General features: G+C 66.0%; 10 protein-coding genes and 1 tRNA gene. 6 read left to right on the forward strand and 5 right to left on the reverse strand.

What is annotated here, in order from left to right; all coding sequences use genetic code 11:
* The gene (locus AC5JDC_RS14730) at window positions 1-3,090 is read right to left on the reverse strand and encodes an efflux RND transporter permease subunit (RefSeq protein WP_495842203.1); all 3,090 of its coding nucleotides are present in this window, start codon (window positions 3,088-3,090) and stop codon (window positions 1-3) included.
* On the reverse strand, window positions 3,087-4,283 hold the full coding sequence (locus AC5JDC_RS14735; protein ID WP_106774964.1) for an efflux RND transporter periplasmic adaptor subunit: 1,197 nt from the start codon (window positions 4,281-4,283) through the stop codon (window positions 3,087-3,089). The genes AC5JDC_RS14730 and AC5JDC_RS14735 overlap by 4 nt, the downstream gene beginning before the upstream one ends.
* Before the next feature lie 155 nt (window positions 4,284-4,438).
* Here AC5JDC_RS14735 and AC5JDC_RS14740 point away from each other — a divergent pair, with 155 nt between their 5' ends.
* The 4 genes from AC5JDC_RS14740 (at window position 4,439) to AC5JDC_RS14755 (ending at window position 6,718) form a co-directional block, all read left to right on the forward strand.
* The gene (locus tag AC5JDC_RS14740; RefSeq protein WP_495842205.1) at window positions 4,439-5,029 is read left to right on the forward strand and encodes a TetR/AcrR family transcriptional regulator; all 591 of its coding nucleotides are present in this window, start codon (window positions 4,439-4,441) and stop codon (window positions 5,027-5,029) included.
* Between the two features lie 189 nt (window positions 5,030-5,218).
* Window positions 5,219-5,749 (forward strand): dihydrofolate reductase family protein, encoded by a 531-nt coding sequence (locus tag AC5JDC_RS14745; RefSeq protein ID WP_495842207.1) that lies wholly within the window; start codon window positions 5,219-5,221, stop codon window positions 5,747-5,749.
* A gap of 142 nt (window positions 5,750-5,891) precedes the next feature.
* Window positions 5,892-6,254 carry an ArsR/SmtB family transcription factor gene (locus AC5JDC_RS14750; protein ID WP_495842209.1) on the forward strand — a complete coding sequence of 121 codons (363 nt, stop codon included), beginning with the start codon at window positions 5,892-5,894 and terminating at the stop codon, window positions 6,252-6,254.
* Window positions 6,251-6,718 (forward strand): SRPBCC family protein, encoded by a 468-nt coding sequence (locus AC5JDC_RS14755; protein WP_495842211.1) that lies wholly within the window; start codon window positions 6,251-6,253, stop codon window positions 6,716-6,718. Before AC5JDC_RS14750 ends, AC5JDC_RS14755 begins: the two co-directional genes overlap by 4 nt.
* Before the next feature lie 215 nt (window positions 6,719-6,933).
* Here AC5JDC_RS14755 and AC5JDC_RS14760 read toward each other — a convergent pair.
* Window positions 6,934-7,024, reverse strand: a tRNA-Ser gene (locus tag AC5JDC_RS14760).
* Window positions 7,025-7,391: 367 nt separating this feature from the next.
* On the opposite strand from AC5JDC_RS14760, the gene AC5JDC_RS14765 reads away from it, so the two are divergent.
* On the forward strand, window positions 7,392-8,579 hold the full coding sequence (locus AC5JDC_RS14765) for a porin (protein ID WP_495842213.1): 1,188 nt from the start codon (window positions 7,392-7,394) through the stop codon (window positions 8,577-8,579).
* Between the two features lie 491 nt (window positions 8,580-9,070).
* The gene (locus tag AC5JDC_RS14770) at window positions 9,071-10,228 is read left to right on the forward strand and encodes a porin (protein ID WP_495842215.1); all 1,158 of its coding nucleotides are present in this window, start codon (window positions 9,071-9,073) and stop codon (window positions 10,226-10,228) included.
* 125 nt (window positions 10,229-10,353) lie between these two features.
* Here the strand turns inward: AC5JDC_RS14770 and AC5JDC_RS14775 are convergent, their stop codons facing one another.
* Together AC5JDC_RS14775 and AC5JDC_RS14780 are read right to left on the reverse strand one after the other, a co-directional pair.
* A complete protein-coding gene (locus tag AC5JDC_RS14775; protein ID WP_495842217.1) occupies window positions 10,354-11,244 on the reverse strand; it encodes an alpha/beta fold hydrolase in 891 nt (296 codons plus the stop codon).
* Window positions 11,245-11,418: 174 nt separating this feature from the next.
* Complete coding sequence (locus AC5JDC_RS14780; protein WP_495842220.1) at window positions 11,419-13,443, reverse strand: lytic transglycosylase domain-containing protein; 2,025 nt, start codon at window positions 13,441-13,443, stop codon at window positions 11,419-11,421.
* Window positions 13,444-13,468: the final 25 nt, after the last annotated feature.

The raw sequence follows: 13,468 nt of genomic DNA on the forward strand, positions 1-13,468 counted from the left end.
TCAGTGCGGCACCGGTGCCCCGTGGCCGGGCGGCCGAGCCGTCGGCGCCTCAACCTTGGCCGCCAGCTCCCGGCGCGAGATGTAGGTGTAGAACATCGGCACCACGAACAGCGTGAACAGCGTGCCGACCAGGATGCCGGTGAAGATGACCAGGCCCATGGAGTAGCGCGCGGCGGCGCCGGCGCCCTGGGCGATGATCAACGGCACCACGCCCAGCGCCATCGCCGCCGTGGTCATCAGGATCGGCCGCAGCCGCACCTTGGCCGAAGCGATGATCGCGTCATGCCGGCTCATCCCGTGCTCCTCGCGCTGCTGGTTGGCGAATTCCACCAGAAGGATGCCGTGCTTGGTGATCAGCCCGATCAGCGTGATCAGTCCGACCTGCGTGTAGATGTTGAGCGTGCCCAGCCCGAGATTGAGCGGTATGATCGCGCCGAAGATCGACAGCGGCACCGACATCATGATGATCAGCGGATCGCGGAAACTCTCGAACTGGGCGGCAAGCACCAGGTAGATGACGACCACCGCAAGCCCGAAGGCGATCATGATGGTGTTGCCCTGGTCGCGCTCCAGCCGCGACTGGTCGGCGTAGTCGACGAAGAAGCCTTCCGGCAGCAGCGGCCGGGCGATGTCCTCAATGGTCGCCAGTCCGTCGCCGGTCGTCACGCTGGGCACTGGCAGCGCCGAGATGGTCGCCGAGTTCAGCTGGTTGAACTGCTCGATCGAAGCCGGCGACGAGTTCACCGCGATGTTCACCACCGCCGACAGCGGCACCATGTCGCCGCTGATGCTGCGCACATAATACTTGCCGAGCGATTCCGGATTGTGCCGGTAATTGTCCGGCACCTGCATGATGATGTCGTAGCTGTTGGAGTCGCGGTCGAACTGCGCGATCTTGCCGCCGCCGACCAGCAGGCCGAGCGTCGAGGCGATGTCGCTGATCGGCAGGTTGAGCGCCGCGGCGCGGTCGCGGTCGATCGTCACCGTCACCTCGGGCGCGTCGAAGCTGAGCGAGTTCTGCACGACGATGAAGCGGCCGGACGCCTGCGCCTGGTTCTTGATCTCCTCGGCGACCTGGAACACCTGGTCGGGCGAGCCGGTCGACTGGATGACCATCGAGATCGGCAGGCCGCCGCCGGCGCCCGGCAGCGAAGGCGGCGCGAACACCAGCGCTTCGACGCCGGCCACGTGCGACAGCCGCGCCTGGATGTCGGCCTGCAGCTCCTTCTGCGAGCGGCCGCGCTCCGCCCAGTCCTTGAACGCCCACACCGAGAAGCCGGAATTGGTGGCCCCGCCGATGCCGACGATGGAGAAGGTCGCCCTGAGTTCGGGGATGTCCTTGGTCAGCTCGTAGATCTGCTGGGCGTAGCGCGCCGTGTAGTCCGACGTCGCGTAGCGCGGAGCGGTCATCAGCGAGAACAGCGCGCCGGAATCCTCTTCCGGCGCCAGCTCGCTGGAGGTCTTGGTGAACATGTAGCCGGTCACCGCGACCAGCGCGACGACCACCATGAGCGTCACCGGTCGGTAGTTCAGCGAGCCGGAGACGAGGCGTTCGTAGCCGTTGGCGAGACGGTCGAAGGTGCGGTCGACGAACTGCTGGAAGCGGCTGTGGCCACCGGCCTTGAGGATGCGCGCCGACATCATCGGCGTGACGGTGAGCGCCACGATGCCGGAGATGACGACCGCGCCCGCCAGGGTGAGGGCGAACTCGCGGAACAGCGCCCCGGTGAGGCCGCCGGTGAACATCAGCGGCGCGAACACGGCGGCCAGCGTGATGGTCATCGCCACGACCGGCCCGGAGATCTCCTTCATGCCGACGAACGCCGCCTGCATCGGCGACAGGCCTTCCTCGATGTGGCGGTGGACGTTCTCCAGCACCACGATGGCGTCGTCGACCACCAGGCCGATGGCCAGCACCATGGCCAGCAGCGACAGCAGGTTGATCGAATAGCCGACGGCGAAGAGCAGGAAGCAGACGCCGATCAGCGACAGCGGGATGGTGACCACCGGCATCAGCACAGAGCGGAACGAGCCGAGGAACAGGAGGATGACCACCACGACGATGGCGACCGCCTCGGCGATGGTGGTGAAGACCTCGCGGATGGATGCGCTGATCGTCTCGGTGGCGTCGTAGACCATGGTGATGGTCATGCCTTCGGGCAGGCTCGCCTGGAGCGCCGGCAGTTCATTTATGACCGCGCCAGCCGTGTCGAGCGGGTTGGCGGCGGGCGTCGGGAAGATGCCGATGAAGGTGCCCGGTTGGCCGTTGAAGCGCACGATCGTATCGGTGCTTTCGGCGGCGAGCTCGACATTGGCGACCTCGCGCAGGCGCACCACGCTGCCGTCGGCCGACTTGAGCGGCAGCGCGCCGAAGGCCTCGGGGGTCTGCAGCGTCGACTTCATGGTGATGGCGTAGGCGACGTATTCGTTCTTGGTCTTGCCCGGCGCGGCCAGGAAGTTCGACGAGTTGATCGCCGCGAGCACGTCCGAGGCGGCGAGGCCGCGCGCCGCCAGCCGCACCGGATCGATCCACACGCGCATCGAATAGTTGGCGGCGCCCAGCACCTGCACCTCGGCCACGCCCTCGATGGTGGAGACGCGCGGCCGGATGACGCGCTCGATATATTCGGTGAGCTGCTCCGACGTCATGTTGGGGTTCTGCATCGCCAGATACATGATGGCGAACTGCTGGCCCGTGCCCTTGACGATGGTCGGATCCTCGGCGTCCTGCGGCAGGTCGCCGGTCACCTGCTGAACCTTCGACAGCACTTCCGTCAGCGCCACGTCCGGATTCGAGCCGAGCTTCATGTGCACCGTCACCACGCTTGCGGACGGGCTGCTCTGCGAGGTCACGTAGTCGATGTTCTCGGTGGTCGAGACAGCCCTGGCGATCGGCGCGGTGATGAAGCCCTGGATCAGGTCCGGGCTGGCGCCGGCATAGGCCGTCGTGACGGTGATGACCGTCTCCTCGACCTCCGGATATTCCCGGACGGAGAGGTTGAACATGCCCTGGAAGCCGAGCAGCAGGATCATCAGGGCCAGCACCGTCGACAGGACGGGCCGGCGGATGAAGACGTCGGAGATACTCATTTCGAGGCCGCCTTGAGCTCGGGCGTGACGCTGTTGTCGATCTTGACCGGCGCGCCGTTGGAGAGCCGGTTCTGTCCGGCGGTCACGACAACGTCGCCGCCCGACAGGCCGGAAAGGATCTCGACCACGCCGTCGGAGCGCCGCCCGGTCTTGACGAAGACCTGGCGGGCGACCAGCGCCGGCTCCGCGGCCTGCTGGGCCGCCGGCACGGCGCCGGTGGTCTCTCCGGCCTGGCTGGTCTGCGGGGCTTCAGGCGCCGCCGGCGCCGGTTCGTCCTTCTTCTCGGCCGGCTCGACCACATAGGCGTAGTCGCCGTAGAGGCTGGTCACCACCGCCGTCTGCACGACGGCGATCACGTCCGATTCCGTCGGGAGCTCGACGCGCACCTGCACGAACTGGCCGGGCGTGAGCTGCCCGCCCGGGTTGGAGACTTCGGCGCGGACCGACACCAGCCGCGTCGCCGGGTCGACCTTGGGATCGATGCCGGTCACCGCGCCGGAGAAGCGCCAGTCGTCCTCGGTGGTGCGCAGCCGCACCGACTGGCCGATCTCGAGATGGCCGAGCTGCTGCTCGGGGACGGTGAAGTCGACCCGCATCGTCTCCAGATCCTGCAGCGTCGCCACGATCGTGCCCGGCGTCAGGTACTGGCCGTCATTGATCCGCGGGATGCCCATGGTCCCGGCGAACGGCGCGCGCAGCTGCTTCTGGTCGAGCACCGCCTGCAGCTTGGCGACCTGCGCCGTCGACGCGGCCGCGGCCGCCCGCGCCGAATCGACGTTCACGTCGGTGCCGACGCCGCGCTTTTGCAGCTCCAGCGCGCGTTGCAGCGTCACCTGGTCGAGGTTCGCCTGCGCCTTGGTGGCCTCCAGATCGGCGCGCTCGACGCCGTCGTCGAGCTGCACCAGCACCTGGTTGGCGTCGACGCGCTGGTTCGCCTTGAAAGGGATCTCCGTGACGATGCCGGAGGTTTCCACGGTGAGATCGACGCCGTTGACGGCATTGACCGTGCCGAGCGCCTCGATGCCGGGTGTCCAGGTGATCGGCTTCACCTCCTCCGTCGAGACGGCCAGCGCCGGCCGCGGCATGTTGGCGAAGAACTGCTCGATCGCCCGGTCGCGGAAGATGTTGAAGCCGACGATCCCGCCGCAGACGAGCACGAGAAGGGCGAACGCGAAGATGAAGCGCTTGATCATGAGGTTGCCGGTTTGGAAGTTGTCCGTTGTCGGCGGGCGGATAGGGTCCGTCTTGAGCCCGTGATGCGCTCCGCTTGCAATGTGTGAGCTGTTTACTGTACCGTCTGGACGGTAATGTCAACTGCCATCCCCTTTGGGAAAGCCGGAGAATGCCGATGGGCGCCGTAAGGAAGCTACCGCCGACCGCGCTGCCGCGGCCGAGCGCGCGCGCCAGGATATTGTCGGCAGCGGCCGACCTGGCGCGCGACGTCGGCCCGGCGAATCTGTCGCTCGACGCCGTGGCGGCGCGCGCCGGCGTATCCAAGGGCGGCCTGCTCTATCATTTCCCGGCCAAGCTCGACCTGCTCGAGGCGCTGGTCGGCGACCACCTGGAAACCTTCGACCGCGACCTGGAGACGCAGCAGGCCCTGCTCGGCGCGGGGCCGGCGGCGGCGCTGCACGCCTATCTCGACGTTTCGCTGGCGGATTGCCAGAAACAGACGCCGCCGCCGGCGGGCGTGCTTGCCGCGATCGTCCAGCACCCGGAAATGCTGAAACCGATAAAGCACTTCAAGCGCCAGATCCTGGACCGGCTCAAGGCCGACACCGGCCACGACGCCACGACGCTGGTGGCGTTCCTGGTGATGGAGGGCCTGCGCAGCATGAAGCTGTTCGACGCCGACGTGCTGTCGGACGAGGAGACGGCGACGGCGATGGAAGCGCTGCGCGCGATGATCGGACGCATCGAGGAAGCCAGCGGGGCCTGATCCGGGAACCGGCCCGCGGCTTCGGCTGCGGGGCCGATCGGGACCAGAGCGCTGGCACGAGGGTCTCTCGAAGAGATACGGAAGATCGATCCCCCATCCAGGTCTGGACGCATCGTTTGCGGCAACCTTCGCTTTCCGCGTCAGGCTGCTCATACTATCGTGAAGGCCTTGGGATGGAGGTTCGGTAGCATGGCGAAGCTTGTCTTCGGAATGAACCAGTCGCTGGACGGATACGTCGACCACCTGGAAATGCGGACGGGTCCAGCGCTCTTTCGCCACTGGATAGAGCACGTGAGCGGCCTGACCGGCAGCGTGTACGGTCGCCGCATGTACGAGACCATGCGCTATTGGGACGAAGACCGTCCTGAGTGGAGTGCGGAGCAACACGAGTTCGCGGCGGCGTGGCGACGGCAACCGAAATGGGTCGTGTCGCGCTCGCTGAAATCGGTCGGCCCCAACGCCACGCTTGTGCAGGATGACGTCGAGGCGGTGGTCCGTGGCCTGAAGGCTCGGCTTGTCGGGGAGATTGCGGTTTCCGGACCAGACCTGGCACGAAGCCTGACCGACCTTGGTCTTATCGATGAGTATCGACTCTACTTCCACCCCAACGTGCTTGGTCGCGGCAAGCCATTCTTCGCCGGCCCGCGGCCGCCGCTCCGCCTTGTTTCCACCGATCGCGTTGGCGAGGACACGGTCAGGCTGACATACGTCCCTGCTTGATCGCGCAGCGGGGCGGCGGACGGCGCCAGCCCTGAACTCCCGGGCATCTGCCGGCCTCTAGGTGCAAAGGCGGCTTCGGGTTCTGAGCTGACTTACATTGCCTATTCGCTATATAATCTGTTCATTATATAATGGCTCTGCCATGAACGCCCTCGACCAGTCCTTCGCCGCCCTCGCCGATCCCACCCGCCGTGCCATCATCGCGCGGCTGGCGAAGGGCGAGGCGACGGTACAGGACCTCGCCCGTCCGTTTTCCATCAGCCAGCCCGCGATCAGCCGCCACCTGAAGGTGCTGGAGGAGGCGGGGCTGATCGAGACCCGCATCAAAGGCACCGCCCGCCCCCGCCGCCTGAAACCGGACGCCGTCGAAGCGCTCTGGGACTGGCTTGGCCAATACCGCGCACTTTGGGAGACGCAGTTCCAAAAGCTGGATGCGGTTCTCGACGGCCTGTCGGACGAAGCCGAGCAAGCCCCTTCCGGGAACCCTGAAAGGAGTACATCATGAGCATGACCCCGGATATTACCCAACTGCAGCTCGCACTGGACGGCGAAACCGACATCATCGTCCGGCGCGACTTCAGCCATCCGCCCGTCCGTGTCTGGCGCGCGCTGACCGAGCCTGATCTGATCCGCCGGTGGATGGCCCTGCGCGATACGATGACGCGCTGCGAGGTGGACCTGCGTCCGGGCGGCTCGTTTCTTTATGAATGGCCTGAGTTCTTTTTCTCGGGGCCGATCCTGGTGGTCGATGCCCCGCACCGCATGGTTCATGTCGAGCATTTCAACGGCGACACCTCTTCGGGCCCAACGGTCACGACCGATCTGGTCGCGCGTGCAACCGGGACCCGCATGACCATGACGATGCGCTACGCCGATGCCGAGGCGCGGGCCGCCGCGATCGAGTTGGGCTTTACCGACGGCCTGGACGAGGTCTTTGGCAGGCTCGAGGCACTGACGATCGGCGAATGACGGGCGTTTTGTAACAGGGCCGGCAAGTGCCTGTCCTCGGGACGGTCCGCATCGCGCCGCAGCGCCGCGCCGCCAGAGTATGCTCGGAGCAGCCTTTTGCGCTCGGCTCCGGTCAGGAGAGTGGTTTTTAACTGCGGGAATACGCCCGTCCTTCGCCCAGCGCGCGGAGGAGGAAAGTCGGCCGGAATCGGTCTCGATTTTGGATGAGCGGCAAATGGCGGAGAGGAAGGGATTCGAACCCTCGAGAAGCTTTTGACCTCTACTCCCTTAGCAGGGGAGCGCCTTCGACCACTCGGCCACCTCTCCGTGCCGCCCACGTAGCCCGAGCGCCATAGAGTATCAAGACGTTTTCTGAAAAAGCGGCGGCGATCGAGCGCCGCTCGATTCGCCGGCGCTCGGCGTCGCATCAGGCCGCGCCGGCGGCTTCATGGTTAACCGTCGGTGTCGGCGCCCGGGAAAAACGTGTCATTTGTGCCACAGCGTTTGGCGATCAACCGTGGATAGCAGTACGGCGGCGCAATCGCGATTGAACAGGCGGGTTCGATCGGTAATGTCGCTCGCGGGGAAGGGGCGAGCGATCGTACTTTTCGCTTGGGGGATGGGCAGGGAAGCTGTCCTTCAGCAAAGAAAAAAACCCGGAACCTTTTTTTAACTTTTGACTGGAGGTCAGAAAATGAACATCAAGAGCCTGCTTCTCGGCTCGGCTGCGGCCCTCGTCGCAGTCTCCGGCGCCAAGGCGGCCGATGCCGTCGTCGTCGCCGAGCCGGAGCCGATGGAATATGTGCGCGTCTGCGACGTGTACGGCACCGGCTTCTTCTACATGCCCGGCACCGAGACCTGCCTGAAGGTCAGCGGCTACGTCCGCGTCGACCTGCGTGGCGGCGACTTCTTCGCGTTCCCGAGCAACGATTCCAGCGGCGATGACTTCGAGGAAACCTACAACAACCGCGTCCGCTTCCAGCTGCGCGTCGATGCCCGTTCGGAGACCGAGCTTGGCACGCTGCGTTCCTACGCCGCCATCAACTTCAACTACCAGGCTTCGGGCGACGGCTTCGAGAATACCTACGACAACGAGGACGGCATGGGCATCGAGCATGCCTATATCGAGCTCGGCGGCTTCCGCATCGGCAAGACGGACTCCTACTTCTCGACCTTCACCGACTATTCGTCGGGCGTGCTGAACGACGGTATCGTTCCCTACGGTCCGTTCGCGACGCTGCAGATCGCCTACACCTACACCGGCGAGAACGGCTTCTCGGCCGGTATCGCCCTCGAACAGGGCGACGAGAACGAGGCTGTCAACTACACTGCCTTCGAGGCCGACGGCGTTACTCCTATCCCGCTGGCAGACGGTGTCGGCGCCGGCATCACCGAGGACTACGCTCCTTATGTGGTCGGCGGCGTGTCGCTGACCCAGGGCTGGGGCAAGGTCGGCATCGTCGCCGGCTATGACAGCTGGGAAGACGAAGTCGCGGTCAAGGGTCGCCTCGACGTCAACATCACCGAAACCGCCTCGATCTTCGTGATGGGCGCCTGGGATTCCGGTGGCGACAAAATCGAACTCAATGGCGCCGGAGACGAGGTAATCGCGAACGGGAGCAACTTCTACGCCCCTTGGGGTGGCGACTGGGCCATCTGGGGCGGCACGGCGATCAAGTTCAACGAGAAGGCGACCTTCAACGCCGAAGTCGGCTATGACGACTTCGAGAACTTCTCGATTGCCGCGAACATCGCCTACGAGCTGGTTCCGGGCTTCACCATCACGCCGGAAGTTGTCTATGCCGACAATTTCAGCGACAATATCGTGAACGTCGCCGACGAGGCTTGGGGCGTGAACGTGCGCTTCCAGCGCAACTTCTAATCCACCGGCAACGGCTGGAAGCAAGAAACCCGGCGGGCGACCGCCGGGTTTTTTGCGTGCAATCGTAAGTTCCCGGCGAGATACCCGCGGGGGTCGTGATTCGTCGGCATGCAGACTGGCCGAATCCGTCTCGGCACGACGCAGGCTGGTTCCATCGACACTCCATCTCACCCTCTCGCGAGAAGCGCCTCCGAGAAAGATGCGGGAGGCTGCCATGACCTCTCGCCAAGAGCGCGCGACACCTAATCAGCCTCTTTGCACCAGGCTCGATCCGGCACCTGTGCGGGCGTGTCGTTTGTGCAACGCAACCCGGAATAGTGGTTCGCATTTTGCGGCGCGAAGCTTTTGGAGATTGAACCGCTCGGTTCGATGAGTAAGGTCGCGAGCGAGAGAAGGGGGTGCGAGCGATCGCACACGATCGGGGGACGGGGTGGGGAAAACGCCCGTCAGCAATGAAGGGCACCCGTACTTAAACGTTACTGGAGACAAGAATGAACGTGAAAACCCTACTTCTCGGCTCGGCCGCGGCGCTCGTCGCCGTATCCGGCGCCCGCGCGGCCGATGCCGTCGTCGTCGCCGAGCCGGAGCCCATGGAATACGTGCGCGTCTGCGACGTGTACGGCACCGGCTTCTTCTACATGCCGGGCACCGAGACCTGCCTGAAGATCAGCGGCTATGTCCGCGTCGACATTCGTGCAGGCGATGCGTTCGACCGCATCTCGAACGCTGAAAAGGATACCTACAACAACCGCGTTCGTGCCCAGCTGCGTCTGGATGCCCGCTCGGAAACCGAGCTCGGCACGCTGCGTTCCTATGCCCAGCTGAACTTCAACTACCAGGGTTCCGGCGACGGATTCGACCGCACCTACGACAACCAAGACAATCTCTTCGTCGAGTTCGCCTACATCGAGCTGGGCGGCTTCCGCATCGGCAAGAACGACTCCTACTTCTCGACGTTCACCGATTATTCGTCGGGCGTGCTGAACGACGGTCTGGTCCCGTATGGTCCGTTCTCGACGCTGCAGATCGCCTACACCTACACCGGCGCGAACGGCTTCTCGGCGGGTATCGCCATCGAGCAGGGCGATGAGGACGAGGCCGTCAACTATGATGCCCTCCGGCCCGACGGCACTCCTTTTCCTGTAGCAAACGGCGTCGGCGCCGGCATCACGGAGGACTACGCTCCGTATGTGGTCGGCGGCGTTTCGCTGACCCAGGGCTGGGGCAAGGTCGGCCTCGTCGCCGGTTGGGACACCTGGCAGGAAGAAGTCGCTGTCAAGGGTCGCCTGGACGTCAACATCACCGACACCGCCTCGGTCTTCGTGATGGGCGCCTGGGATTCCGGTGGCGATGAGATCGAATTCAATGACGCTGGTACGGTAGTCGTCGACAATGGGAGCAACTTCTACGCCGGCTGGGGCGGCAAGTGGGCGATCTGGGGCGGCACGGCCGTCAAGTTCAACGAGAAGGCGACCTTCAACGCCGAAGTCGGCTATGACGACTTCGAGAACTTCTCGGTTGCCGCGAACGTCGCCTACGACCTCGTTCCGGGCTTCACCATCACGCCGGAAGTCATCTATGTCGACAATTTCGACCTGGACGACTCCGACGCCTGGGGCCTGAACGTCCGTTTCCAGCGCACGTTCTAAGCCAAGCCGCCAGAACGATTGGACGAAACCCGGCGGGCGACCGCCGGGTTTTTTCTTTCCAGAGCGGGCCGGCGCTGCGGCTCTGAGCGCTGCGGGAACGGAGCCGCCTTGCCGAGACCCGGGAATCAGCCTTCCGAGTCGGCCCGTGCCAGAAAGTCGGCGATGCGCTTTGGCAGCCCGGCGGTTTCGAGCATCGGCGGATGGCCCTGGCCGGCGACGATGATCGCTTCCATGCCCGGATGCCGGCGGCGCATCTCCTCCCCCGCCTCGGCGGCCAGCAGCTTCGAGCGTTCGCCGCGAATCGTCAGCAGCGGAACGCCGCGCAGTTCGTCGAACTGCGGCCACATCGTCGGCAAGGGCTTGGCGAGATCGAACAGCGTCAGCGTCCGCAGCAGCGCCGGATCGAAATCGGCGACGGGCCTGCCGTCCTCGTCGCGATAGAGGGCTCGCACCAGGCGCGACCAGTCGGCATCGCCGAGCGCCGGAAAATCGACGCCGTGGATGGCGCGTTGCGCGCGTTCCGCTTCGGCGAAGCTTGCAGCCGGCGATGCGGTCTCCAGATAGGAGACGATGTGGGCGAGCCCGGCGGCCTCGATCGCCGGCCCGACATCGTTGAGGATCACCGCCTTCAGCGCCGTCAGCCGCATGGCGGCGATCACGTGGATGATCAGCCCGCCGCGCGACGTGCCGATGAAGGCGGCCTCGGCAATGCCGAGCGCGTCCAGCCCCGCCAGCACATCGTCCGCCTCGCGGGCGACGTTGTAGTTCTTCCATTCGGGATCGTAAGCGGACGCGCCGCGTCCGCGATAGTCGAAGACCACGACCTTGCGCGGCGTGTCCGGGTGAGCCGACAGCAACAGCGCGAGCTCGTGGAAATCGCGGGCGTTCCGCGTCAGGCCTGGCAGGCAGATCGCCGGCAGGCTGCCGCGGCGGTCCTCGCCATAGATGCGGGCGTGCAGCCTCAGACCGTCCTTGGCGTCATAGAAGAAATCCACAAAACCGTCATTGCCGGCCATACCGCCTCCGGAATCCTATTGTTGCGGTCGAGACTAGAGCATGTCCCGAAAAGTTGCAGACTTTTCGGACCAAGATCATGCCAAAAACAAGGAGATAGAGTGGAAAGCCGATCCTTGATTGCATTCCATTCTCCGCAGGAGGGGCTTGCCAGCGCGTCGAGCTGTGAAAAGGCGTCAGCGGCCGTTCACCAGATCGCCTTCGATGTCGAACGTGCCGGTGAGCTGCATCTTGTAGACGACATAGTTCTCCATCACCCGCTGCACATAGCTGCGGGTTTCGGCGAAGGGGATGCGCTCGATCCAGTCGACGACGGTCGCGACATCCTTGCCGCGCGGATCGCCGTAGCGCGCCATCCAGTCGCGTGCACGGCGCGGGCCGGCATTGTAGCCGGCGAAAGTGAGCACATAGGAGCCGTCGAAGCGGCCGAGCTGGTCGCCGAGGAAGGTGGCGCCGAGCGTGGCGTTGTAGCCGGGATCGGTGGTGAGCTTCTGCGCCGAGAAGGCGAGGCCCGCCTTCTTGGCGACGTCACGCGCAGTGTCCGGCATGAGCTGCAGCAGTCCGCGCGCCCCGGCGGTCGACACGGCGCCGACGTTGAACTCGCTCTCCTGGCGCGCAATGGCATAGGCCAGCGCCTTGCCCGAGCCGGAAATGTCGGCGGAGGAGGGGATGGCGCCGAGCGGGTGCGACAGCGCGCCGATGTCGAGGCCGCGCCCGGCCGCCACCTTGGCGATCCTGAGCGCCAGGAAATGATCGCCGCGGTTTTCCGCCATGGTCGTCAGCAGCGCCAGCTCGCCCGGACTGGTAAGCTGGGCGGCAAGGTCGCGATAGAGCGTGTCGGCAAGATCCGGATATCCGGCGGCCTCCAGCCGCTTGATCGCGGCGACGGCTTCCCGCCCGGCGAAGTTGCGGCGGTCGGCAGGGCCGGGCGCCGGATAGGCGACGTTGACGGTCTTCAGCCCGAGCTTCTGCGCGGCAAGCTGGCCGTAGAAGGTGGTGCCGAACGCCGCGGCGCGCTGGTAGTGGTCCTTGGCACTGCCCGGCGCGCCGGCTTCCGCCGCCCGGCCGAGCCAGTAGCTGGCGCGCGAGCGCGAGATCGGTCCTTCCGCGACATCGGCGATGCGGGCGAAGTGCCTTGCCGCCGCCTTGGCGTCGCCGAGGCCGCGCAGGGCATACCAGCCGGCATGGAATTCGGCGTCGGCCTGATTGACCGGGCTTTCGGCCGCATGCGCGGCCGCCACGCGGTAGGCGGCCTTGGCGTCGCCCTCGTCGAGCAGCTCGCGCGACAGCACCCGCCGCTCGATCCACCAGGCGTCTGGATCGACGAGCGCGACACGATCCTTCGGCGCGTCGAGCATGACCGCCGCCGCCTCGGAGAACTTGTCGGCGCGGCGCAGCAGCTTTGCCCTGGCGAACAGATAGCCGGCCGAGCGCTGGGCCGCCGGTACCCGGTCGAGCAGTTTCCCCGCCGAACGGTCGTTGCGGATCACGGCGGCCCATGCCTTGAACAGCGGCTCGGCGCCGGCGAGCTTGGCGACCCGCTCCGCCGATCCGGCGCGGTCGGCATAGAGCATGCGCTCCATGCGGAAGCGATGATCCTCGGCCGGGATGATCGACCCGAACTCCTTCAGGATGGCGGCCTCGTCTGCCGCTTCCAGCTTTGCGGTACGCCAGACCGGCGAGAGCACGAAACGCGCGGCCGGCACGTCGCCGAGCGCCACATGCGCGCGGGCGAGCAGGACGGCGCCCTGCGTCGTGCGCGGCGGCGCGCCGGCAAAGGCCTTCACCACGGCCTCGGGAGCCGGCGCCTCGCGCAGGAAGGCGCGTTCGCTGCTGCGCCGGAAGGTCTCCATTCCGGGCCAGCCGGGCAGCGCCGCGACGGCCGCGGCGATCTCGCCGCTCGGCACCTGAGCGCCGCCCTTGAGCACGATCGCCCAGGCGAGGATGTGGCGGTCGAGCGCGGCCGCCGGCAGGCCGTCGCGAAAGGCGCGCGCGCCGGCGACGTCGCCGGTCATCAGGGCGTCGAGCCCGGCCTTGAGCCGCGGGCTGATGCTGGCGCGCAACCGGTCGGTCTTGCCGGCCGCGGCGGCGATGCCGGCGGTCGTCTGCCCGTCGACCTGGGCGACGGCGTCGGCCACCGGCACCACCGAGATCACGGCGGCCAGCAGCGCATGGCGAGGCCAACGGCCAAAACTGCTCATTCGGCTTCCCTGTCCTTGCCTTTGC

It is taken from the genome of Kumtagia sp. (assembly GCF_059502445.1).

Excerpts from the sequence above, each read along its gene's own strand:
- AC5JDC_RS14730 (WP_495842203.1), bottom strand. The coding sequence starts at position 3,090 with ATGAGTATCTCCGACGTCTTCATCCGCCGGCCCGTCCTGTCGACGGTG.
- AC5JDC_RS14735 (WP_106774964.1), bottom strand. The coding sequence starts at position 4,283 with ATGATCAAGCGCTTCATCTTCGCGTTCGCCCTTCTCGTGCTCGTCTGC.
- AC5JDC_RS14740 (WP_495842205.1), top strand. The coding sequence starts at position 4,439 with ATGGGCGCCGTAAGGAAGCTACCGCCGACCGCGCTGCCGCGGCCGAGC.
- AC5JDC_RS14745 (WP_495842207.1), top strand. The coding sequence starts at position 5,219 with ATGGCGAAGCTTGTCTTCGGAATGAACCAGTCGCTGGACGGATACGTC.
- AC5JDC_RS14750 (WP_495842209.1), top strand. The coding sequence starts at position 5,892 with ATGAACGCCCTCGACCAGTCCTTCGCCGCCCTCGCCGATCCCACCCGC.
- AC5JDC_RS14755 (WP_495842211.1), top strand. The coding sequence starts at position 6,251 with ATGAGCATGACCCCGGATATTACCCAACTGCAGCTCGCACTGGACGGC.
- AC5JDC_RS14765 (WP_495842213.1), top strand. The coding sequence starts at position 7,392 with ATGAACATCAAGAGCCTGCTTCTCGGCTCGGCTGCGGCCCTCGTCGCA.
- AC5JDC_RS14770 (WP_495842215.1), top strand. The coding sequence starts at position 9,071 with ATGAACGTGAAAACCCTACTTCTCGGCTCGGCCGCGGCGCTCGTCGCC.
- AC5JDC_RS14775 (WP_495842217.1), bottom strand. The coding sequence starts at position 11,244 with ATGGCCGGCAATGACGGTTTTGTGGATTTCTTCTATGACGCCAAGGAC.
- AC5JDC_RS14780 (WP_495842220.1), bottom strand. The coding sequence starts at position 13,443 with ATGAGCAGTTTTGGCCGTTGGCCTCGCCATGCGCTGCTGGCCGCCGTG.